The organism is Shewanella seohaensis, assembly GCF_023283775.1.
In the GTDB taxonomy this organism is placed as follows: domain Bacteria; phylum Pseudomonadota; class Gammaproteobacteria; order Enterobacterales; family Shewanellaceae; genus Shewanella; species Shewanella seohaensis.
Map to the genome: position 1 here is coordinate 86,742 of NZ_JAKILE010000011.1, position 23,450 is coordinate 110,191.

Genomic DNA, 23,450 nt, shown 5'->3' on the forward strand with positions numbered 1-23,450 from the left:
GCCCACGCGATAGAATCGGCTTAGTATCCATTAAGGTTTAGCAACGATGAGATTTATCCATACCTCGGACTGGCACATTGGTCGCCAGTTACATAATCAATCACTCTTAGAAGACCAAGCCTATGTGCTTGATCAAATCGTGACATTGGCTGAGCAGCACACTGTCGATGCGGTGATTATTGCCGGGGATATTTACGATAGGTCGATTCCTCCGGCCAGCGCCGTGGCTTTGCTCGATGAGGTGCTTAATCGCCTCATCACCGAGTTAGGATTACAAGTGCTGATGATTGCCGGTAACCACGACGGGCACGAACGTTTAGGCTTTGCGGCTAAACAAATGGCGGCAAGTGGCTTACACATTATTGGGCCGCTTCAGGCTGATTTAACGCCGATCCGCTTAAGCAGCCCAAGTGGCGATGCTTACTTTTATCCGCTGCCTTACGCCGAACCAGCAACCGTGCGCCAAGTATTTGAGGCGGATGCTAAGGGGCTCAGCGTATCCAGCCATGAAGAGGCGATGTCGCTACTGCTAGAGCAAGTCCGCAGCCACGATAGCCAAGGGTTACCTAAAGTCGTTGTTAGTCATTGCTTTTTAGATGGTGGCAGTGAGTCCGAGTCCGAGCGGCCATTGAGTATTGGCGGCGCCGATAAAATTTCCCCACGGCTTTTTAGTGAGTTTGACTATGTCGCCCTCGGCCACTTACACGGTCCGCAATATAAAGGCCGTGAACATGTACGTTATTCTGGCTCGATTTTGAAATACTCCTTTAGCGAACAGCATCAACATAAGTCTGTCACCTTAGTCGACATCGCCGCGCACACTCCGGCGCAGATCCAACTCTTGCCATTAACCGCGCTGCGCGATGTGCGGATTATCGAAGGAGAATTGGCGCATTTATTAGATCTTGGGAAGACCGATGCCAAGCGTGAGGATTACCTGATGGTCAGACTCCTTGATAAACACGCCATTTTAGATGCCATGGGCAAATTGCGCAGTGTCTATCCCAATGTGCTGCATCTAGAACGTACTGGATTAATGGCGGGCGAACAGGCCGTCGCACTCAATCGCGACCATATCAAAAAAGGCGAAATGGCCATGTTCCGTGATTTTTTTAGTCAGGTTTCTGGCGAGGAGTTGAGTGATGCGCAGCAAGCGGTCATGGATGAGATTTTAACTAAGCTTCACGGGGATGAAGGCGATAGCGGTGGATCTACTCGCGTTGCAGCAAAAGGGGAGCAATCCGCATGAAGCCACTCTCGCTGTCAATGTCGGCCTTTGGCCCTTTCGCCTCGACTCAAACTATTGATTTTACCGAACTGGGGAATAACCCTTTATTCCTGATCAACGGGCCAACAGGCGCGGGCAAAACCACGCTGCTCGACGGAATTTGTTTTGCGCTTTACGGCAAAACCACGGGTAACGAACGCGAAGGTAGCCAGATGCGCTGCGATATGGCCGATGATAGCGTACTGACTGAGGTAACCTTTCATTTTCAATTAGGTAGTACGGGTTATCGTATTCGCCGCGTCCCCGAGCAGGAAAGATTAAAGAAAAGCGGTGATGGCTCAACGGTACAAAAGAGTGAGGCACAGCTGTATAAGATTGCCCAAGATGGCAGTGAAACCCTTATCGTCGCCAGTAAAGTGTCAGACGCCACGGCCGAAATTGAGGCATTAACCGGCTTAGATGTGGAGCAGTTCCGCCAAGTGATGGTGCTGCCGCAGGGGAAGTTTCGCGAATTGCTGATGGCCGACTCTAAGGCGCGTGAGCAGATTTTTAGCCAATTATTCCAAACCCATATCTATAAGCGCATCGAAGATACTCTAAAGGCTAAGGCGGCGGATATTCGCGCCTTAGTGAAAGAGCAGCGCGCTCGCCGTGACGGTATTTTGCAAACGGCAGCACTCACATCCGATGTTGAGCTTGTTGCTGAGTTTAGTCGCATTGAACCCGAATTCGCGGCGGCGACGGCAGCAAAGGAGCAAAGTGTTGCGGCGCATTTAGCGGTATTAAAACAGCGTGATAGTGCGCAGCAACTCTTTGCTGAATTTACTCGCTTACAGGAATTGCAGGCTGAGGCGCTTAGCCTTAATGAACAGCAAGCGCATATTGCAACCCAAACGACACGGCTTGAGGTGGCCAAGCAAGCGCTGCGGGTAAAACCCTTATTAGATAATGCCTTGTCGCGGGAGCAAGAAGCGAGTGTTGCAGCATTCCAGCGCGATAGTGCGCAGTCGACGCTCGATGCCGCCAAGCTCGCCCTCGCTCATGCTGAAACTGCGGCGCAGGAAATTATTCCCCTCGAACATAAGCTGCGCGACCTTGAGCAACAACACAGTCATCTCAGTGCGTTAGTGCCGCAGCTGGCAGAGTTTACCAGTCTTGAACAAGCTTTAGCGCAGGCAAAAGAGATACTGCAACACACTAAGTTGCAGGGACAGGAGAGTAAAAATGCGCTTGCAGCTTTAGTTGAGCAGCGCAGCCATTGTGAGAATCAACTGCCAGCCTTGCAACAACAAAGTGAGCAGCAACTTGCCACTGCGCAGGCGTTACAGCAGCACCGTCATATGCTCGAGCAGTTCAAGCAGTGGCAGCAGATCTGTGCCAAAGTTGCGCACACTCAAGGGATTCTTGAGCAGGTCGGCTCACAAGGAAAAGCACTAAATACCCAATATCAAACTGCCTCAACGGCTTACAAGTCTTTGCAACTGAAGTGGTTTCAAGGTCAGGCTGCTATTTTAGCTAGAGAGTTAAAACCCCATGAGCCATGCCCGGTTTGTGGCAGTTCGGCCCATCCGCATCCCGCGGTGAGTCATGAGGATTTACCAACGGATCTACAATTGCAGGCGGCGCAGGATGCCGAGGCCTTGGCGCTCGATAATCTCAATAAAGCGCGGGCAGAATATCGTGGGCTGCAAAAGCAATTAGAAACACAGCAACAGCAGGCGAATGAGCTGGCAACAGCTCTTGGCGATAAGGTTGAGTTGTCGCTCGAATCCCATAGCCAAACCTTAGAAAGACTCATGCAGCAAGCAAAGCAAGCGGATTCTGCGGCGCAGGCGCTGCAGCAGTTACAGCAACAGATCAAAACCTTGCAGCAGCAAGAGTCGACTTTGACGCAGCAACTGGAACTTGAGCGTGAGCGTTACCGTGAGCAAGAAGGCAAAGTCGAGCGGCTATCGGGTCAATTTGCGGAAAAAGCGCTGAGGATCCCAGAAGAATACCGAACACTGGAGGTATTGAATCAAGCGATTGCGAATAACCAGCAACAACTCGAACAGATAAAACGTCAGATTGATGCATTGAGAACCGCGCAGCAGCAGGCAACGCAGCAGAGTGTGGCGGCGCAAACGACATTATCGGCGGCAATAGAGCGTTGTCATGCTACGGCAGATCTGCAGGCGCAAGCACAGCAGACACTACTGACGGCGCTCGATAACGCAGGCTTTATTGATAGGGATGCATTGCGCGAAGCCTTGTTAACCGATGAGCAAATGCAGGTGCTGGCTGAGGGCATAGAAACCTATCACAGACAGTGCGCCTTAAATCAGTCGCAACTGACTCAGCTTACAACCAAGTTGAGCGAGTCGACATCACCCGATCTTGACGCCTTAGAGGCCTTGCTCACAGAGCGACTCGCGCAGCTTAAAGCGGCGGAAGAGGTATGGAGTCAACTCAATACTCGGCTCACCCTGCTTAACAATACCCAAACTCAGCTGGCAGTGGTCGATCAAAAGGCCAAATCCCTCGAGGATGAATATGCTGTGGTTGGCACCTTGGCCGATGTTGCCAACGGTAATACGGGCAACAAAATTTCCCTGCAACGCTTTGTGCTCAGTGTACTGCTCGACGATGTGTTGCTTGCGGCAACGCAGAGGCTGCATTTAATGAGCAAAGGTCGCTACCGATTATTGCGTAAAGAGGACAGGGCGAAGGGCAATAAGGCCTCAGGGCTAGAGCTTGAAGTCGAGGATGCCTACACCTCTAAAGTGCGTCCCGTGGCGACTTTAAGTGGTGGTGAGAGTTTTATGGCAGCTTTGTCGATGGCCTTGGGCTTATCGGATGTGGTTCAAGCTTACGCGGGCGGAATAAAACTCGATACCTTATTTATTGACGAAGGCTTTGGCAGCCTAGATCAGGACTCCCTCGAACTTGCCATTCGCACGCTGATGGATTTGCAGTCGGCGGGGAGGATGATTGGGGTGATTTCCCATGTATCCGAAATGAAAGAACAGATAGGCACTCGAATTGATATCTTGAAAACCTCCCATGGGAGTGAAATCAAGGTGATTTTGCCTTAGTCTAACTTAAGCGGAGAAATATTGGCTTAACACATTGTTTTTATTGAAATGACAAACGAGATTTTGCGCTATTTAACATCTATATACAGAACACACAATCGGTTTAAAGTGCTAACTGACGCATGTTTTTAGTAAATAGTGCTATAAAAGTGCAAAATAGCGTTTGTCATAATCGGTTTTTTGGGATAAGTTGACAAAATTCGGGCTTCCCCCTGAGGGACTGGTTCAAAAATATAACGCAATAACGATAACAAAAGGTGAAAGCGTTGCAGACAGGTAAACCCAATTTGGCTAATTTTCCGCAAATTCGTTTGCAGAATTTATCTTCAGCCCATAAAAATATTCTCCTAGTTGGTGGTTTATTAATCGGTGCGGCGATGTTAATGCCGAATGCCAACCATGTGGTTCCTACTGCTCAACGTATTCCAGTCGCGCTCGATCTCGAGACGATTTTGCCACAGGTTTCAGAGCCTGTTGAAACAGCTCCAATTGTCGATAATACCCCTCATTTTGAACGTGTCATTGCTTCCGGCGATACCTTAAGTGCTTTATTTTCTAAAGCCGGTGTTGATCAGCAAACCATGTATAAAGTGTTAGAAGCCGACTTAAACATTCTGGCGCTCGATACCTTATTACCCGGTAACCGTATTCAATTTTGGCTGGATAATGAAGGCCAACTGCAGAAGTTAGAGCTGTATTTTAACGCCGCACGCCAAGTGGTATTTACCCGTTATGAAGATGGCAGCTTTAACGTTGAAGAAATTAACGTTGAAGGTGTGTGGCAAAACCGTATTCTCACTGGTGATATTAAAGGCTCATTCTACGTTTCGGCGCAAAAAATGGGTTTAGCAGCGGCGGATATTCAGCGGATTGAAGATTTACTCAAAGAGAAAGTGAATTTTGCACGGGATTTACGTGCAGGTGATAAATTTTCTGTTTTGGTAAATGATCAATATGTTGAGGGCGAAGCAACGGGAAGCAGTCAAATATTAGGCGTGAGCATTAAAACGGGTCGCTCCGAAATTAGTGCATTCCAACATACCGATGGCAGTTATTACGATGCTAAAGGCCAAAGCTTAGTGCGTGCCTTCCAACGCATTCCATTAGCCAAACAACCACGCATGAGTTCTCGTTTTAACCCGACGCGTAAACATCCTATTACTGGCCGTATTTCACCCCATAACGGTACCGACTTTTCAGTGCCTATTGGTACTAAAGTTATTGCCCCTGGCGATGGTGTCGTAAGCTTAGTCACCGATCACCAATTCGCGGGTAAGTATATTGTGATTGAACACGGTGGTAAGTACCGTACACGTTATTTACACCTTTCTAAGGCATTAGTACGTAAAGGTCAACGCGTCACACGTGGCCAAGTGATTGCTTTATCAGGCAATACAGGACGTTCTACCGGTCCACATTTGCACTATGAATTCCATGTTAATGGCAAGCCAGTGGATCCTATGAGAGCCGATATCCCGATGGCAAGCCAATTAGCGAATCAAGAATTACGTACCTTCACCAATATCGTGAAGAGCCGCCAAGCGTTAATGAATTTAGGTTAATCTATTCATTTACCCGCGCGAACCGAATATAAAAACGCCGATGAATTTGATGTCATCGGCGTTTTTATTTGCGCGGTGTTTAGCGATAACGGCTGGAAAATGGGGTATTCATCAAAATACAAGTTTAATGAGATTGATGCTTGGCCGAATAAGCAATGAGTGTTACTGCTTTAATAAGCGTTGAATAGAGTGAAACTGGCACTACATAAAGGGTACAAGCAGATATCGCCTTATAGATGGGCCGAGTGCCGATATAAGCAAGTCACTTGGCGCTATATTAGCTTTGATTAAGTTACGCAGAATAACCGTCAATTCAAATGAATTAACTGGCCTGACGTTTCTGCATTACCTTTAAAGCACATTTACACAGACGACCTTTTAAAGCTGGGCAGCCTCCGCAGGGGGATTTTTTATAAGGACGAAGTGCAAAACTGCGTTCAGTGGCTAATGGACGGATACGCTTAATAACGGCGGATGATAAAAATTTTGCATCATTCGCGGCACTAAAATGGGCTTTAGCTAATTTAAGTTGTTTCTTGCGGGCGGTCTTATCGAGGGTTTGGATTTGCTGTTTCGCCACATATTCGGACAATAATTGGCTTAAGTGTTTACGCTGCTGTTTTTTATGTTGAGCGCGAGTCGCATGCATTATTGGGGTATTTGCCGAATAAAGGTTTTGCAATTCAACAGGGCTATTAGATTTTGCCTGCTGCTTTTGCAGTTTCTTGGCCTGTTTGTTACACCACTTTTCTAGCTTTTTACCAATCTTTTGCTTTTTCATACGACTTTTTACACGGCTTGAGTGCGGTAACGGATAAGACAGTTTCATTCTAAATGAAAATTATTATCAGTCAACTGCGCGTGATAAATCGACGAGTAAAATGCGAGCTTACTCGAAAAAGTTTGTTTAGTTTGAGTAGGGTGATTGGTTAGCGTCGATACAGGTTAGCAGTAAACGCAGATCGAATTCGAATTGATGGTAATCGGGCTCCATATAAGTACATAACTTATAGAAAGCTTTATTATGATCTTTCTCTTTTAAATGGGCGAGTTCGTGTACCACCACCATTCTAAGCAAGGGTTCGGGGACGCGCTTTAAACGTGAAGAGATACGGATTTCGTTCTTTGCCTTGATTTTATTCCCTTGCACTCTAGAGACGTAAGAATGTAAGCCAAGTGCATGATGACTCATACTAATTTTGTCATCGAAGATCACTTTTGACAGGGGAGAGGATTGGCGTAAAAACTGATTTTTTATCCCTTGGGTATAGTCATAGAGAGCTTTGTCGCTGCGGATCTCATGGATCGTGGGATGACGACGCAGCAGAACATCCGCAAGCTTTCCACCTTCGAGTAGTTGCTGAACTTGGCGTTGGATATCTGGACTATAACCGCTTAAATATTTTAAGGTTTGCATTGCTTCTAGCTGTGGAGAAACGAGCTTAGCGCTACAGTTGCGCTAAGCTCACAGGCCTTAAGCTTTACCGAAAATACGGCGATTTTGCTGAGCGTAGGCCGCTTCAAAGGCGGGTTGTTGGACGCGTTTAAGATCTAAGCTGTCAAAATCAACTTGCGGAGGATTACGCTTGTTTTGTTCCTTGATAGCAACAGGTGACAACAAGGTCACCGGCAGCTCGCCAAGTTGAATTGCGGCTTCGAGTTTAAAGCTGGTGGCAGAGCCAGCCAGTTTGCCCTTTTGCTCGCGCTCGATAACGACGATTTCATCGACCTTATAATCTTCCATTAACTTATGGAAAGCGAAGTGAAATTCACGGATAGTTTCCGCTGAGGCGGATTGAGCGACGCTAAAAGACACTTTACGGCAGCTTGGTACGTTGAAGGTCTCACCTTCGTAGCTCAGCAGACTGATAATGGCTTCGCCGCCTTTTAATTCAACACCACAAATTCGCATGTTACACCTTTAAATATCAACATTTCTTACATATGGCAGGAGCATATTCCCACCCGTAATGTCGAGAGTCTGCATTATGGACTCTCGCGAGTAAATCATTAACGCTCGTCGTCATGATCCTGCAGCAATGGCGCCGCAGGTTTTTTCCGCATGGGCGCATCACCCACATCAACCCCAGTGATAAAGCGTTTGTCACGGGAGGCGGCGGTTTTAACCGTTTTTGACTTGGTTTTCGCTTTGGCTTTTGTACCAGCCTTAGTGACCGCTTTAGTTGCGGCAGTTTTTGGCTTGTCTTTTAAGCCACTAAATTTAGCTTCGAGGCCCTGAATCACACTGGTCTCAAAGGTCTTTCTGAGGAAGAGTTGTACTTTCTTAAAGTTATCCCAATCCTTAGGGCCAACGAGGGAGATTGCATCACCTTTGGCGCCCGCGCGGCCGGTACGACCGATACGGTGAACATATTCTTCGGCAAATTTTGGCATGTCGAAGTTAATGACGAGGGAGACATTGAGTAAGTCTAAGCCACGGGATGCTACATCTGTGGTCACCAGAATCTGCTGCTGACCACGGGCAAATTGATCCATGATTTGATTACGGGCCGCCTGCTTCAGCTCGCCACTTAGGGCGGCTGTGGCAAAACCTTGCGCCGAGAGTTTGCTCGCTAAGCGCTCGGTGTCGGCGCGGGTGGCGGTAAAAATAATCACTTGCTTGTGGGTTTCGTCACTGAGCAAACGCGTGAGCAGGGCTTCTTTGTGATCTAAGTGATCACACAGATAAATCCGTTGGGTAATGTCTTGATGCTCAGTGTGGGCAGCGCCAATCGCCACATGCGACGGATTTTTAAGTAATGCCGCGGCAATCTCATTGATTTCACTGTGATCTAAGGTGGCCGAAAACATTAAGGTTTGACGACGCTTATGATCGGCAGCAGCGTTGATGGCTTTTAATTGCGGCGCAAAGCCTAGATCCAGCATACGGTCTGCTTCATCGAGGACAAGCAGTTCTAATCCATTGAGGAAGAGGTTTTTTTGCTCTAAATGATCGGCGATGCGTCCCGGCGTTGCCACGATAAAATGCGGCTCTTTTGCCAGTGCTTTTGCTTGATCGTTAAAGTTCTCACCACCCAAAACGCTAATGGCTTTGTATTGAGTGTTGGCAACCAGCAAACGTAGCTGGCTATACACTTGGTGGGCCAATTCGCGGGTTGGTAATAAAATCAGTACTCTAGGATCGCGCTTGGTCAAGGCGCGGGTGGAGATAACCCTTTGCATTGCTGGCAACAAAAATGCCAAGGTCTTACCCGACCCAGTCTTTGATGATGCCATTAAATCTTTACCTGCCAATGCGATAGGCAGTGCTTGTTCCTGGATGGCGGTTGGGGTTGCAATCCCCATATGCTTTAAGCTTTGTAACAGACGCTGGTCCAGAGAAAAATCAGTAAACTGCAAAGGTATATCCCCTAAATCTGAGTGAGGGCAGATTATAGCCTTAAATCACTATGCTCAGCTATCTTGATTGGTCATTATCTTACTGAATCCGCTAAATAGCCGCTGTTATGGCTGGCGATTTAACAAAGACGTGAGTAGTAATCCCCCAACATGCGTATAACGGGCTAGGCAGCTCCTTGGAGGAGTCGCATTCGATGGACCTTGGATTCATTTCCACTGCTGCCTTTTAACGCGCTAAGTGGAATAAATCCATAAATGATTGACAGTACTTAGGGCGGAATTTAGCTTATTCAAATCATTGAGTTGTTAAGGGAAACATATTATGGGCAAGGGGACAAAACCCACCATTGGAATCGCGCTTGGAAGCGGAGCCGCCAAAGGTTGGGCTCACATCGGTGTACTCAATGGCCTGGCCGCCATGGGAGTCAAACCCGATAAAGTGGCTGGATGTTCAATCGGCGCGCTTGTCGGGGCGGCCTATGCCCATAATCATTTGACTGAGCTTGAGGAATGGGTGCGAAGTTTCTCAAGTTGGGATGTCCTCGGGCTGATGGATATTCGTTGGCGCAAGGGCGGTTTGATTGGCGGTGAGAAAGTCTTCGATGTGCTGCAATCACGTATTGGGGATATCAACATTGAAGATTTAGATCGCCCCTTTGCAGCCATTGCGACGGACTTGTATTCGGGGCAAGAAATCTGGTTTCGTCATGGTGATTTACGCCAGGCCGTGCGCGCATCTTGCTCTATGCCAGGGATATTAGCCCCCGTGCGTCAAGGGGAGCGTTGGTTAGTCGATGGCGCCGTGGTGAACCCTGTGCCCGTGTCGGTGAGCCGTGCTATGGGCGTCGATATTGTGATTGCCGTGGATTTGCACGGGTTTCATTCAGGGCGGCTGCAGGTATTGCCCGTCAATATGACCAGCCATAAGGCGCCGAAGGAAGAAACCGAAATGCCCGCGCGCCAAGAAACCGGCTTTATGGATTTATTTGCTAGGGGGCGGGAGTATGTCAGCAGCTTAACCGACAAGTTTTCCCTCGGGACTAAATCCAATCCCGGTATGATTGCGGTGATGTCACAGTCGATGGGGATTTTAGAGCAGCGCCATAAGCGGGCACGGTTGATGGGAGATCCTCCCGATGTCCTCGTAGTGCCAGAAGTGGCCAATATCGGCACTATGGAATTTCACCGTGCCGATGAAGCGATTGCGGCGGGGGAGGCGGCTGTCGCGAAAGTGGCGCACTTGATTGAAGCCGCGATTTGGAAAGGCTAAGTTGTGAGGATACTTAGTCTTCGTATAATAATTTAGGCAAGTGACTGTTTGATTGGCTTATTTTTTGCTTTAACCCCATCACACAGTGTTAGATGCCGAATTATTGACGATGAATCCTCTTTTAAATGCCTTAAATCTGAACCGTAGCAGTGTTGCTGATGCCTATGGCCTGAACAGCAAGAAGACGGACACGAGTAAGACTGACACAAGTAAGACTGAGTCCAGTACGGATGCTAAGTCATCCACCAAGGATACGCCTAAGACTGAAGCGAAACCGAGTGATGAGATTGCCTTGTCACCCCGTGCACTTAGGGCGCAAAAAATTCAAGCCATGTCGAAGGATTTTTTTGCCGATGGCCAGTTTAGTGTGTCTGATATTCCGGCCCTAGTGTCTCGGCTGCAAAAGGACGGCATTTTGTCCGATGCACAGGTTGAGCGACTGTCACAAAACGGCATTAATTTGCCGAGTCAAAAGCCGAGCAAGCAATCCCTGCAGGACTTTATCGACGATGAGCTAAAGTCCTTAGCGGAAAAGTCACCAAACAGTCCTATGATCAACACCTTAGTTGATGCTAAAAACGTATTGTCGAATATGGATGATGCGCAATCCCCAGTGCTGGCACAAAAAGCCACCAAGGTATTTGGCCAGTTAACCGATTATCTAAATAGCAATCCAACACTGAGCGACAGCCAAAAACAGTTATGGCAGGGGCTTAAGTCGACTATGCAAGTGGCTTCCTCCATGGGGATGCAGCAATCGGCATCGGGGCAACTGAGTAGTTATCTTGCCTTAGCCAAGCGCTAACCCTGTTTGGGTGTAAACCTTAGCTAAGGGCAAACGCCGAGCTACGGACTGCTTTTATTCCAAGGACTTTGGCTTTCGGGCCAAGGTCCTTTGTCGTGATTAGCGGGCATTTTTAGCGTCCGCTATCCTGCTTTATGGCCAAGGTCAAGGCTTAAAACTGAGATCATTGGGTTTGGCTACAGTTCTACTTTGTTCTTTTTATCCATCCGATAAATCATGATCTGGATCATGGAATTTTAGGTGTTAATGCCGCTTAATTGCCTAGATATTGTGTTTATTGATTATCTAAACACTATATGTAGTGTTAATTTTAATCGGAATGGAGAGGAACTGAACAATGCCAGTCGTGATCAAGCGGGATGGTTGCCGCACACCTTTTGATGAAACAAGGATAAGAGATGCAGTGATAGCGGCTGCAAACTCGGTTGGGATAGAGGATGCAGACTATGCCGCGACGGTTGCCGCTTGTGTGAGGGAGCGAGTGGCCAATCTGGCAGAAGTCGAGATCCACCATTTACAGGATGCGGTTGAAAACCTACTGATGGAAGGACCTTACAAGTCTCTGGCGCGGGTGTATATCGAGTATCGCCATGACAGAGACATTTGCCGCGATGCGACCAGTAAACTCAATCTCGAAATCCGTGGTTTAGTCGAGCAGAGCAATGCGGCGCTGTTAAATGAAAACGCCAATAAAGACTCTAAAGTAATCCCAACCCAGCGGGATTTACTCGCGGGTATCGTCGCGAAACATTACGCCAAGAGCCATATTCTGCCTAAGGATGTAGTGGCCGCCCATGAACTTGGCGAAATCCATTATCACGATCTCGATTATTCGCCGTTTTTCCCGATGTTTAACTGCATGTTGATTGATTTGGCGGGTATGTTGACCCACGGTTTTAAGATGGGCAACGCCGAAATTGAGACCCCAAAATCCATCTCCACCGCTACAGCGGTCACGGCGCAGATCATTGCCCAAGTGGCCAGTCATATTTATGGCGGCACCACGATTAATCGTATTGATGAAGTGCTCGCGCCTTTTGTGGCGAAGAGCTACGACAAACACTATCAAGTGGCGCTCAACTGGCAGATTAAAGATGCCAAGGCCTATGCGACGGCGCTCACCGAAAAAGAATGTCATGACGCTTTCCAATCCCTTGAATATGAAGTGAATACCTTACATACCGCCAATGGGCAAACCCCCTTTGTGACCTTTGGTTTTGGTCTGGGTACTTCGTGGGAATCGCGTTTAATTCAGCAATCTATGTTGAAAGTCCGTATGACGGGCCTAGGTAAAAATCGTAAGACTGCCGTGTTCCCTAAACTGGTGTTTGCGATTCGTGATGGCATTAATCACAAGGCCGGTGATTGCAACTACGATGTCAAACAAATGGCCCTAAAATGCGCCAGCATGCGCATGTATCCGGATATTTTGAACTACGAGCAAGTGGAAAAGGTCACGGGGTCATTTAAAACCCCAATGGGCTGTCGCAGCTTTTTAGGCTCCTATAAAGAAAATGGCGAGCTGGTTCATGAAGGGCGCAATAATCTTGGGGTGGTGAGCTTAAACTTGCCCCGAGTTGCCCTCGAGGCCAATGGTGATGAGGCTGAATTTTATCGCATTTTAGATGAGCGTTTACTGCTTGCCCGCCGCGCATTAGACACCCGCATCGAACGTTTAAACGGCGTTAAAGCCAGAGTTGCACCGATTTTGTATATGGAAGGCGCCTGTGGTGTGCGCCTGCGCGCCGATGATGATATCGCCCAAATTTTTAAAAATGGTCGGGCATCGATTTCATTAGGCTATATCGGTTTGCATGAAACCATCAATGCGCTCTATGGCACTGAAACCCATGTCTTTGATGATGCCAAACTTCGTGAAAAAGCGGTGGCGATTGTCGCGCATCTTAAAGCGGCTACCGATGCATGGAAGGCCGAAACCGGTTATGGGTTTAGCCTTTATAGCACCCCGAGTGAGAGCCTCTGCAGCCGTTTCTGTAAACTCGATGCGCGCCAATTTGGCGTGGTTGCAGGGGTAACCGATAAGGGCTATTACACCAATAGCTTCCACTTGGATGTTGAAAAGCGGGTGAATCCCTACGATAAAATTGATTTTGAGCAGCCATATCCTGCGATCGCCAATGGCGGATTTATCTGCTACGGCGAATATCCGAATATGCAGCACAACATCGAAGCACTCGAAAATGTGTGGGATTACAGTTATAGCCGCGTGCCTTACTACGGTACTAACACACCGATTGATGAATGCTACGACTGCGGTTTTACTGGCGAGTTTAGTTGTACTAGCAAAGGCTTTACTTGCCCTAAATGCGGTAACCATGAGCCAAGCCGAGTGTCAGTCACCCGCCGAGTGTGTGGTTACTTAGGTAGTCCAGATGCCAGACCATTCAACCATGGCAAGCAAGAAGAAGTGAAACGCAGGATCAAACACTTGTAACATTTTTGCCTTGTTTGTTTTGTTACACTGGCACAGTCGCACTGGTGGCGACTGTGCTTTAATGTTTAGCCCCTAATCATATTGGGCTTTAGCGCGGACGCAGTAATGAACTATCACCAATATTATCCCGTTGACGTGGTGAACGGTCCCGGCACCCGGGTAACGCTATTTGTGTCAGGCTGTGAGCACCAATGCCGAGGTTGCTATAATCAAAGTACTTGGGATGTGCGCTCAGGCCATTTATTTGATAAGACGATGGAAGATATGCTTATCGCCGATCTACAGGATGAGCGCATTGTGCGCCGCGGCTTGTCACTCTCTGGCGGCGATCCGCTCTTGCCCGCCAACCTTGAGGGGATCCTCGCGTTAGTGAAGCGGGTGAAAACCGAATGTCCGGGTAAAGATATTTGGCTGTGGACGGGTTATACCTGGGATGCGCTAACGGATATGCAGCGGGCGGTACTGGAATATGTGGACGTGCTGGTGGATGGTAAATTCGAGCAGAGCCTTGCCGATCCGAGTTTGCCATATCGCGGCAGCAGCAATCAGGTGATCCGTTTCTTATAAAAGCGGTAACGAGGATCGCTAACTTGCTGTTATAATCCCACACCTTGACACAGTGACCCAGACATTCAGGCCCTAAATGGTGCACATATCGACTGGGATTCACTTAAGTAATTTAAGGTAACATGATGAATTTAAAGCAAGAACTGCAGCAGCTTAACGATAAGTTAGATAAGTTTCGTCGTAAACTGGCGGCAGCAGAGCAACGTGGCGATGCCGTTATTGTGGCGCAATTTAAACGCGATATTGCGGCGGTCACTAAGCAAATCAATAGTGTAAAAACGCAGCAGTCGCGTCTTTTACAAAAGCAAGGCACAGATATTCAACACTTGCCATTCCACCGCGCCCTCACCAAAGCTGAGCAAGCCGACATGGGTCAACTGAAAAAGTCAGTCAAAGGCCTAGTGGTTGTGCATCCTATGACTGCATTAGGACGCGAAATGGGCTTAACCGAAGTAACAGGTTTTGCGCCAGCAAAGTTTTAAGTTTTATTGGCAAGTTATTCATTGAGTTGCAAAATAAGGTACATGCCTATTTTGCAGCGCCTTGAATGGTTGTTCGACAGATTGAGTTATACCCGTGATAGCGCCGCAGGCTTAGATTTATAGTTGATTAAATTACTAAAGTATTTCGTGATCACGGAAAACGCTTTAGAATAGGCGCTCAGTAGGCGAAGAGCCCAATCATCGTTTTGTTTATGGATGTTCCTTCCGTCTCATGGAATGAGAGTAGTCGTTAAGGTTAAGTCATGTCGATAAAATATGTCGCGACGTCAAAATTACCCACTCCCTGGGGCGTTTTTGCCATGCACGGTTTTGAAGATACCGAAACTGGTAAAGAGCATGTTGCCCTCACGTTTGGCACCCTAAGTAGCGATGCCCCTGTTTTAGGCCGTATTCACTCTGAATGTCTTACGGGCGATGCCTTGTTCAGCTTACGCTGTGATTGTGGCTTCCAGCTGCAAACGGCGATGCAAAACATTGCCGAAACTGGCAGTGGATTTATCTTATATTTGCGCCAAGAAGGCCGTGGTATTGGTCTGCTGAATAAGATCCGTGCCTATGAATTGCAGGATAAAGGCGCCAATACGGTTGAGGCGAACGAGCAATTAGGTTTCCCAGCGGACATGCGTAAGTACGATATGATCCAACCTATGCTTGAACAAATTGGCGTGAAGCATGTACGCTTAATGACCAATAACCCTCGCAAAGTCAAAGCGATGAAAGAAATCGGCATCGAAGTGGTTGAGCGTGTTCCCCTGCAAGTCGGTAAAAACCGCTACAATGAAGCTTACTTAAAGACCAAATCCACCGAACTTGGCCATATGATGTCTGAGTATCATTTTACGGATGAAGAGTAATCTTTAACCCAAGCGATAACCGATTAGGCTTAGCAAATCAGGATCTGTTTGCATAAATTGAAGACCATCTTTAGCCGGTTACTCGTTAAATGCTTTTCCTGTTCGGCGCTATCAATGGGGTGTGTCTTCCCACTGTTGGCGTCGACCGCTCCCATTGTAAGCCACACCCCACTGCAGACCGCACAGCAATCTCAGTCGCTTGCTCAAATGAACCCCGAATCGCCGATTGATGGTCAAAATAATCCTAACTCTGTTTATGCCTTTGGCAGTTATCTAGGTACGGGTGTGTATCGTGCCGCCGATCAAAATGCCACAGTGGTGAGTATTCCCTTAAGCTTTGATTTCTTAAAGGATGAGAGCAGCCAAACCTGGCTGCGTTTACCCTTATCCTTCGGTTTTTTTGACTACTTAGCCAAAGATATTACCGATGGTGAATTGCCTTCCTCGGTCGGCACTATGACGATGACGCCAGGCATAGAGCATCATTGGCAGGCAACGGTAAACACGCGGATGGAAGCCTATCTGGATGTGGGATTTGGGACGAATTTCGATACTGATGCGAACGTGGCAATTTTAGCTTCGGGCGTGAGTAGCTTGTATGATTTCAGCCTTGCGGGCGAAGACAGCGTCTGGGTGTCGAGACTCAGGTTTGCAGGTTACAGTGAGCGGGTCGGGAAATTAACCGACCAATTTGCAGTGCTGCAAACTGGGGTGGATATTGGTCTTTCACCGCGCTGGCAATGGTTGAATATTCAGATGCAGCCGAGAGTCTTTGCGGTCGGTTATTGGTATTTCAACGAGCTGGATTTTAGTCAAGATGCTGAAAATGAAACCATAGTCTCCGGCAGCTATGAGATTGGTGCTACGCTAGCATTTTCTAAGCCCTTGGGCGGTGAGCTCCTCGGCATAGATAGAATCGGGATCAGTTATCGCACCGGCGATGGATTAAATATCTGGCGACTATTATTTAGTTTTCCGATTTAATTTACTATCCAAATCAAGTGTTAGACGCGACATCGATTGGTCGTTATTTGTGGTTCATCACGTAATTAACCAGCTGATTTTTTGGCTTCACGCACTTTTTGCTCCATCAAGGTAGTGATTTGACCGCTAAGTTGCATAATTTGATCCTGTAATAGCTTGCGCTGTTGAGCCGCAGCTTCAGAATTATCGCCCTTCAGTTTAGTGAGTTTTTCTTGCAAGTCTTTGATTTGCTCTTTGATACGTTTAATTTGCTCATCAATAATCGATGTGGGTTTCTCTTCCGTTTCCTTACTTTGTGACTGTTGCAGTTTGTCGGCGAACGCGCTCCTTAAGGTCGCACTAAGATCGTTGGCAAGTGCTTGCCTACCCGCATTTGAAATATTCACGCTGGATTGTGTGTCTGACTCAGGCTCAACGTTTGCCGTCGTATTAGTTGGGGAGGCGGGTGGGATTGAAACATAGGCCGTAGATAAGGACTTTAAGGCGCCGCTGCTTGCCGCAGTATTTAATCCATTAATGTTCACGATAGATTCCTTTAATACTTCAAGGTGGTCGCTCAGCTATGTTCAATAGAGTAACAGATGTGAGTGCCAAGTGTGCTTTAGCGAGTTATCGGCAGCTGGATAAAAAACTCAAGCTGATTTTCCTCCTTATTTTGCAAAGGGCGCGATATGTGGGATTGAAAACAGGGCAAACTGACAGTGAGTTATCGCTTAAGGGGACGCCCAGTCGGATTGACCTGCTAAATCAGAGGATTTGGTAATACGGTATATCTAAGGTAACGTAACTAAATTAAGCGTAGCTAAGTTAAACGTAGCTAAGTTAAACGTAGCTAAGTTAAACGTAGCTAAGTTAAACGAAGCTAAGTTAATTGTACGACAATAATTTTACCCTACTAGGATGCGAGTCAATGGATCATAAAAAACGCGCCGCACTATTCAATACAGCCATTTTTAAGGCGGTTTCTCTCTTATCCCTCAGTGTCTTGGGTGGCATTTCAGCTCCGGCGATGGCCAAGAATATCTTAGATAAACTGACGGTTGCCGAAGGTTTTAACGTAAGTTTATTCGCTGATGATGTTGAAAATGCGCGCGAAATTGCCGTATCCGACAAAGGCATTGTCTATGCTGGCTCGATGAAGGCAGGGAATGTTTATGCCCTAATCGACCGCAACCAAGACGGCGTTGCCGATGAGAAAATTCTGGTAGCCTCAGGACTTAAGCTACCTTCGGGCGTGGTCATCAAAGATGGCGATTTGTATGTCTCTGAAGTCGAGCGCATGATTCGATTCAAGGATATAGACAACAACTTAAACTCACCCAAATTTGAGGTGGTCTTCGATGGGTTTCCAAGTGAAACCCACCATGGCTGGAAAGTGTTAGGTGTTTCACCGACAGGTGAGTTAATCATTCCAGTGGGCGTGCCTTGTAATGTGTGCGCGGAGAATGAACGCTATGGGCGTATTTTCTCGCTGAATCTTGAGACCAAAAAATTAACCACTATCGCCCAAGGCGTTCGTAATTCCGTTGGATTTGATTTTCAGCCCGGCACTCAAACTCTTTGGTTTAGCGATAATGGCCGCGACATGATGGGCGATGATATTCCTCCCTGCGAAATCAATAAAGTCAGTTACTTGGGTGAACATTTTGGCTTTCCTTATGTACATGCAGGTACGATTCTTGACCCTGAGTTTGGCAATGGTAAAGATCCTGCAAAATACACTGCTCCAGCGCTTTCCTTAGGCGCGCATGTGGCGCCGCTGGGTATTCATTTTTATCTTGGTAAACAGTTCCCTAGCGATTATCAACAGCAGTTGTTTGTGGCCGAGCATGGTTCGTGGAATCGCACTAAGAAAGCGGGTTATAAAGTGGCTGTGGCGACGATAGAGCAAGGCAAGGTGGTCAAATACACTCCATTTTTAACAGGCTTTATGCAGGATGAACAAACCTTTGGTCGCCCTGTGGCGTTTGCTGAATTGGCCGACGGTAGTCTACTGGTGTCAGATGATTATGCGGGAGCGATTTACCGTGTGACTTATCCGCAGACAAAGTAGCCTAAAGGTAAAGTCTTAAACGCTAACCCAGCTGATAAACCGCTTAAAAAATGATGCGCGGAATAATCGAGTGAATTATCCCGCGCATTGTTGTCTGTTTCTGTGAATACGCTTTGAATGTGCTCGCGAAATTAGTCGCGCTTGCCCCAGATATGGCTATTGATCTGGCTATCCGTTGTCGATGCCGCTGCATTCGCCTTAGCAGGTTTCTGCGCTGGTTTTGCAGGCTTTTTGGCCGGTGCGTTGGATGATTTTGCGGCTGGCAGTGGCAGTTTATTAGTTTTTAAATACAAATATTCCACCTTTTCCCGCGCCCAGTCGGTTTTTCTTAAAAAGCGCAGGCTCGATTTGATACTCGGGTCTTCGGTAAAACAACGGATTTTGATACGAGCGCCGAGTTCTTCCCAGCCATAGTGTTCCACCAGTTGGGTGACTATGGCTTCGAGTGTGATGCCGTGTAATGGGTTATTTGATTGAGTCATCTTGAATAAACAGCCGTGAACAATGGCGGGATTATACCAGTATTATGGGCTGAGGCTTAAGACGATGGATAAAAAAACGGGCACTATCAGTGCCCGTCCCATTTGAATTGCGTTATTTCTACAAGGTTTGCTAGAAATTAGGCTTCATCGGGTAATTCGCTATCGCTATCGATTTCGCCTTTACCTTTGGTTTTCACAATCAGTAAGCCTGTGATAACTAAGGTTGAAATGGTTCCAGCAATGGTCGACAGGGTCATAGGTAAGCCCGCGCCTAAGGTTGCCGAGTTCAGCAGGAAGGTAATAACCACAGTAGTCATAAACATCGCTGGAATAGTGGTGATCCAGTGCAGTTTATTGTGACGCAGTAGGTAAGCAGAGGCTGTCCAGAGCATCAACACAGCAGTCGCTTGGTTAGCCACACCGAAATAGCGCCAGATCACGCCGAAGTCAACTTGAGTCAGCAAACCACCAATCACAAATAATGGGATGGCTAGGGCTAAACGTTTTGGTAACGCAACCTGTGGCATTTTAAAGAACTCAGCCAAGATCAAACGGGCAGAGCGGAAAGCGGTGTCGCCTGAAGTAATTGGCAGAATAATTACCCCAAGGATTGCCATAAAGCCACCTACAGCACCTAATAGACCAGTAGAGGCTTCGTATACTACGTTTGCAGGGTTGCCTGCCATGCCAGTGCTTAACCCTTCAACACCGTGGAAGTAAGACAGTGCAATCGCACACCAGAGTAGGGCGATGATACCTTCACCGATCATGGCGCCAAAGAACACGAAACGGCCGTTCTTTTCGTTTTCAACGCAACGTGCCATCAGAGGCGATTGTGTCGCGTGGAAGCCTGAAATTGCACCACAAGCAATGGTGATAAACAGTGCAGGCCACAGTGGCATGTCTTTAGGGTTTAAGTTTTGGAAGAAGTCACCCGCTTGCACATTGGGCAGCAGAGTATGTTCGCTCGATAATATGATCGCAAAGGCTAAACCAAAGGACATAAAGAACAGCAGCGCGCCAAAGAAGGGATACAGACGGCCGATAATTTTATCGACAGGTACCACAGTGGCAATTAGGTAGTAAACGAAGATAATTGCAACGAAAATGCTGACATCCCAACCAGTCAGCTTGCCTAACAGACCCGCTGGAGCAGAGATAAACACCACACCCACAAGCAACAGCAGGATGATGGCAAACACGTTCATAAAGTGTTTGGCGCTCTTACCTAAGTATTTACCCGCAAGGTTTGGCACAGATTGACCACCGTTACGGACGGATAGCATGCCCGAAAAGTAATCGTGCACCGCACCGGCAAAAATACAACCGATCACAATCCACAGCATGGCTGCTGGACCGTAAAGCGCACCTAGAATTGGGCCGAAGATTGGACCCACACCCGCGATATTTAATAATTGGATTAAGTACACTTTGCCTTTCGACATAGGCACATAGTCTACGCCGTCGGTTTGGCTAAAAGCAGGTGTTTGACGTTTTTCGTTGATACCAAATACCTTTTCAACAAAGGTACCGTAGATAAAGTAACCGCCGATCAATAGACCGACGCAGAGTAGGAACCACATCATTTTAGTTATCTCCCCATTTTGAGTTGTGCAGAGTGTAAACAAGTTGTTTACACAAAACAGGGCTAACTGGGTGAGAGGTCGATAATGCTGACTCAGCGGTAATAGAATGGGGCGAGCGGTTGCATACGTATGTCATTCATAAGTATTAACCGCTCTAAGTGGTTCTGATACGAGTATGAGTGGTTGGCTATGGGGTTACTGAAAACCAAACAATTGCTTAAGGCTTTTGAGATAGCGGCGGGATACGGGCACTTTGTCGCCAAGCAGAGTGGTGACTTCGGCGCCAGTATCGAGCAGTTCTATCTCGGCAATGGCTTTGGGCGAAATCAGATATTGGCGATGACAACGCACCAGCGGCGTTTTTTCCTCTAACACTTTCAGCGTGAGCTGGGTGTGGACCTTGCCTTTGGTGCAGGCGACATGGATACCGCTTAAATCGCTAAAGACATATTCGACATCTTGAATGGGGATGACTTTTAACTTACTGCCGCTGTAACAGGGCAAATGCTCCAGAGTCGATGGCGCGATCAGATTCACGGCTTGTGGCGTAAGATCCTTACGTACTCGTTTTAAGGTTTGGCTGAGACGTTCGGCATCAATAGGCTTGAGTAGATAATCAAAGGCGTGATTATCAAAGGCTTTTACTGCAAACTCATCGAAGGCGGTCACGAAGACGATTTTAGGCAAAGTGTCGGGATCGAGCATGGCAATCAACTCCATGCCGGAAATCCGCGGCATTTGGATGTCGAGGAAAATCAATTGAGGTTTTTCTTTGGCAATGGTTTGCAGCGCTTCAATCGCATTGGAGCATTGGCCAATAATGTCAATATCGGCTTCTTGACTGAGCAGATCGGCCAGTTCTTCACGGGCAAACAATTCATCGTCGACAATTAAACAAGTGATCACGTGCTAGTTTCCGTCTGTTCTATGGGTAAGCGGATGGTGACTTTGGTGTACTCATCCGGCTCGCATTCCACCTGAATGCCATACTGCTCGCCAAACAGGTTTTGGATCCTTTTATGGACTAAATTCATGCCTAGCCCTTCAGAACCAATAATGGGTTGGTAAAGCCCCGCATTATCAGTGACTTCTAAGACCAATACCTGTTCTTCCATCCGGCCTGTCACCTTGATTTGCCCTTGCTCAATCATATGGGAGGTGCCGTGTTTGACGGCATTCTCAATAATGGGCTGCAGGGTAAAGGCAGGCACTTTACAGTGATAGAGTGACTCAGGGATAGCGATATTGACCTGTAATTTATCAATAAATCTCGCTTTCTCAATGGTGAGATAGGAGGCGATGTGATCGAGCTCATCCCCGAGTGTCACTAAACCCGTGGTACGTTTTAAATTGATCCGCAAAAACTGCGACAACTGCTGTAACAGTTGCTTCGACATATCGGGATCGCGCTTGATAATCGCGCTGATGGTATTGAGTGCATTAAATAAAAAATGGGGATTCACTTGAGCTTGCAGCAATTTGAGCTCGGCTTGGGTCAGCAGATTTTGTTGCTGTTCAAAGCGGCCATAGAGGATCTGGTTCGACAATAGCCGCGCAATCCCTTCCCCTAAGGTGCGGTTAATGTTCAAGAACAGTTTATTTTTAGGCTCATATAACTTGATGGTGCCAATGACTTCGGTGTCGCTGCGAAGTGGGATCACCAGGCTAGAGCCGAGTTTACACTGGCTTGAAATCGAGCAGGAATAGGGCATCTCTACGCCATCGGCGAACATCACCTTGTTTTGGTTAATGGCCTCAAGGGTTATTTTTGAGGAAATCGGTGTGCCGGGGATATGATGGTCGGCGCCTATGCCGATAAAAGCCAAGAGTTTTTCGCGGTCGGTAATGGCTACAGCACCGACATTGGTCTCTTGGATCACAATTTGCGCGACCTTACCGCTGCTCTCTTCGTTAAACCCCTTGGAGAGCAAGCCCACGCTGCGCTCGGCAATCTTGAGCGCCTTAGTCGAGAAGCTAGAGGATAGTTTATCGAACATGGTTTTTTGGTCACGGATCATACTCATAAACAGCGCCGCACCGATGGAGTTAACCAAAAGCATCGGCGGCGCAATCTGCCGAACTAATTCCCAGGCATCATCAAATGGACGGGCGATCAGTAGAATAATGCTCATCTGCATCATTTCTGCGTAAAAGGTGACTAGGCAAACTAACAATGGATTGTAGATAAGCTCGCTCTTGCCCGCGCGGCGCAGGTAAAAACTGATCATGCCCGCCGACAGACCTTCGAGGGTCGTGGAGATGGCGCAGGCTAAATCGGTAAAACCACCCATGCTGTAGCGGTGCAAACCACCCGTGATACCGACGAAAAATCCCGTGACAGGACCGCCGAGTAAGCCACCTAATACTGCGCCCATCGCGCGAGTATTGGCAATGGCACCCGAGGTTTGCTCGCCAAAATAGGTTGCCATGATGCAAAAGCTTGAAAAAATGAGGTAAATAAATACCTTGTGCGGTAGGCGTGGCGCGGTTTCGGCGAACAGTTTAAAGAGTGGTGTTTTACTGACCAAATACACTATCACTAAGTAGAGTGACATCTGTTGAGTCAGGAGCAAGATCAAGGACATAGTGGCTCACTTTATCGTCAATGCAATCGGCACAGGCATAGAAATAGGCAGTATGTGCGCAAGATCAGGGTTAAAATTCAAC

General features: G+C 47.5%; 20 protein-coding genes. 11 read left to right on the top strand and 9 right to left on the bottom strand.

Features of this window, described 5'->3' with window-relative positions; genetic code table 11:
* Positions 1–46: 46 nt before the first annotated feature.
* The 3 genes from L2713_RS13790 (at position 47) to L2713_RS13800 (ending at position 5,864) form a co-directional block, all read left to right on the top strand.
* Positions 47–1,249 (top strand): exonuclease SbcCD subunit D, encoded by a 1,203-nt coding sequence (locus L2713_RS13790; RefSeq protein ID WP_248968271.1) that lies wholly within the window; start codon positions 47–49, stop codon positions 1,247–1,249.
* Positions 1,246–4,302, top strand: a complete 3,057-nt coding sequence (locus tag L2713_RS13795) for an SbcC/MukB-like Walker B domain-containing protein (protein WP_248968272.1) — start codon at positions 1,246–1,248, stop codon at positions 4,300–4,302. Before L2713_RS13790 ends, L2713_RS13795 begins: the two co-directional genes overlap by 4 nt.
* A 266-nt stretch (positions 4,303–4,568) precedes the next feature.
* Entirely contained in the window at positions 4,569–5,864 is a 1,296-nt protein-coding gene (locus L2713_RS13800) for a peptidoglycan DD-metalloendopeptidase family protein (RefSeq protein ID WP_086902587.1), read from the top strand.
* Between the two features lie 322 nt (positions 5,865–6,186).
* On the opposite strand, the gene L2713_RS13805 is transcribed toward L2713_RS13800, so the two are convergent.
* The 4 genes from L2713_RS13805 to L2713_RS13820 all read right to left on the bottom strand — a co-directional run bounded on the left by L2713_RS13805 (position 6,187) and on the right by L2713_RS13820 (position 9,224).
* Positions 6,187–6,645 (bottom strand): hypothetical protein, encoded by a 459-nt coding sequence (locus tag L2713_RS13805; RefSeq protein WP_248968273.1) that lies wholly within the window; start codon positions 6,643–6,645, stop codon positions 6,187–6,189.
* Positions 6,646–6,771: 126 nt separating this feature from the next.
* Complete coding sequence (locus L2713_RS13810; RefSeq protein ID WP_248968274.1) at positions 6,772–7,281, bottom strand: M48 metallopeptidase family protein; 510 nt, start codon at positions 7,279–7,281, stop codon at positions 6,772–6,774.
* A gap of 57 nt (positions 7,282–7,338) precedes the next feature.
* Positions 7,339–7,776, bottom strand: a complete 438-nt coding sequence (locus L2713_RS13815) for a DUF3010 family protein (protein ID WP_248968275.1) — start codon at positions 7,774–7,776, stop codon at positions 7,339–7,341.
* A 98-nt stretch (positions 7,777–7,874) separates the two neighbouring features.
* Positions 7,875–9,224, bottom strand: a complete 1,350-nt coding sequence (locus L2713_RS13820; RefSeq protein WP_248968276.1) for a DEAD/DEAH box helicase — start codon at positions 9,222–9,224, stop codon at positions 7,875–7,877.
* A 322-nt stretch (positions 9,225–9,546) separates the two neighbouring features.
* On the opposite strand from L2713_RS13820, the gene rssA reads away from it, so the two are divergent.
* The 7 genes from rssA (at position 9,547) to L2713_RS13855 (ending at position 16,662) form a co-directional block, all read left to right on the top strand.
* Complete coding sequence (gene rssA / locus L2713_RS13825; protein ID WP_248968277.1) at positions 9,547–10,494, top strand: patatin-like phospholipase RssA; 948 nt, start codon at positions 9,547–9,549, stop codon at positions 10,492–10,494.
* Positions 10,495–10,603: 109 nt separating this feature from the next.
* Positions 10,604–11,299 (top strand): hypothetical protein, encoded by a 696-nt coding sequence (locus L2713_RS13830; protein ID WP_248968278.1) that lies wholly within the window; start codon positions 10,604–10,606, stop codon positions 11,297–11,299.
* Between the two features lie 337 nt (positions 11,300–11,636).
* The gene (gene nrdD, locus L2713_RS13835) at positions 11,637–13,754 is read left to right on the top strand and encodes an anaerobic ribonucleoside-triphosphate reductase (RefSeq protein WP_086902592.1); all 2,118 of its coding nucleotides are present in this window, start codon (positions 11,637–11,639) and stop codon (positions 13,752–13,754) included.
* Between the two features lie 105 nt (positions 13,755–13,859).
* Entirely contained in the window at positions 13,860–14,321 is a 462-nt protein-coding gene (gene nrdG / locus L2713_RS13840; RefSeq protein ID WP_248968279.1) for an anaerobic ribonucleoside-triphosphate reductase-activating protein, read from the top strand.
* Positions 14,322–14,446: 125 nt separating this feature from the next.
* Positions 14,447–14,803: a YibL family ribosome-associated protein gene (locus L2713_RS13845; RefSeq protein ID WP_011623193.1), complete on the top strand. Its 357-nt coding sequence runs from the start codon at positions 14,447–14,449 to the stop codon at positions 14,801–14,803.
* 263 nt (positions 14,804–15,066) lie between these two features.
* The gene (gene ribA, locus L2713_RS13850; RefSeq protein WP_023267813.1) at positions 15,067–15,678 is read left to right on the top strand and encodes a GTP cyclohydrolase II; all 612 of its coding nucleotides are present in this window, start codon (positions 15,067–15,069) and stop codon (positions 15,676–15,678) included.
* Positions 15,679–15,885: 207 nt separating this feature from the next.
* Complete coding sequence (locus L2713_RS13855) at positions 15,886–16,662, top strand: hypothetical protein (RefSeq protein ID WP_380823385.1); 777 nt, start codon at positions 15,886–15,888, stop codon at positions 16,660–16,662.
* A gap of 65 nt (positions 16,663–16,727) precedes the next feature.
* Here L2713_RS13855 and L2713_RS13860 read toward each other — a convergent pair whose 3' ends face one another.
* The gene (locus L2713_RS13860; RefSeq protein ID WP_248968281.1) at positions 16,728–17,186 is read right to left on the bottom strand and encodes a hypothetical protein; all 459 of its coding nucleotides are present in this window, start codon (positions 17,184–17,186) and stop codon (positions 16,728–16,730) included.
* 485 nt (positions 17,187–17,671) lie between these two features.
* On the opposite strand from L2713_RS13860, the gene L2713_RS13865 reads away from it, so the two are divergent.
* Positions 17,672–18,715, top strand: coding sequence for a PQQ-dependent sugar dehydrogenase (locus L2713_RS13865; protein WP_380823387.1), 1,044 nt, complete (start codon positions 17,672–17,674; stop codon positions 18,713–18,715).
* A gap of 131 nt (positions 18,716–18,846) precedes the next feature.
* Here the strand turns inward: L2713_RS13865 and L2713_RS13870 are convergent, their stop codons facing one another.
* The 4 genes from L2713_RS13870 to L2713_RS13885 form a co-directional block, all read right to left on the bottom strand.
* Entirely contained in the window at positions 18,847–19,197 is a 351-nt protein-coding gene (locus L2713_RS13870) for a VF530 family protein (protein WP_248968283.1), read from the bottom strand.
* A gap of 137 nt (positions 19,198–19,334) precedes the next feature.
* Positions 19,335–20,783 carry a carbon starvation CstA family protein gene (locus tag L2713_RS13875; protein WP_248968284.1) on the bottom strand — a complete coding sequence of 483 codons (1,449 nt, stop codon included), beginning with the start codon at positions 20,781–20,783 and terminating at the stop codon, positions 19,335–19,337.
* A 195-nt stretch (positions 20,784–20,978) separates the two neighbouring features.
* The gene (btsR, locus tag L2713_RS13880) at positions 20,979–21,689 is read right to left on the bottom strand and encodes a two-component system response regulator BtsR (RefSeq protein ID WP_248968285.1); all 711 of its coding nucleotides are present in this window, start codon (positions 21,687–21,689) and stop codon (positions 20,979–20,981) included.
* Entirely contained in the window at positions 21,686–23,368 is a 1,683-nt protein-coding gene (locus L2713_RS13885; RefSeq protein ID WP_248968286.1) for a sensor histidine kinase, read from the bottom strand. The genes btsR and L2713_RS13885 overlap by 4 nt, the downstream gene beginning before the upstream one ends.
* Positions 23,369–23,450: the final 82 nt, after the last annotated feature.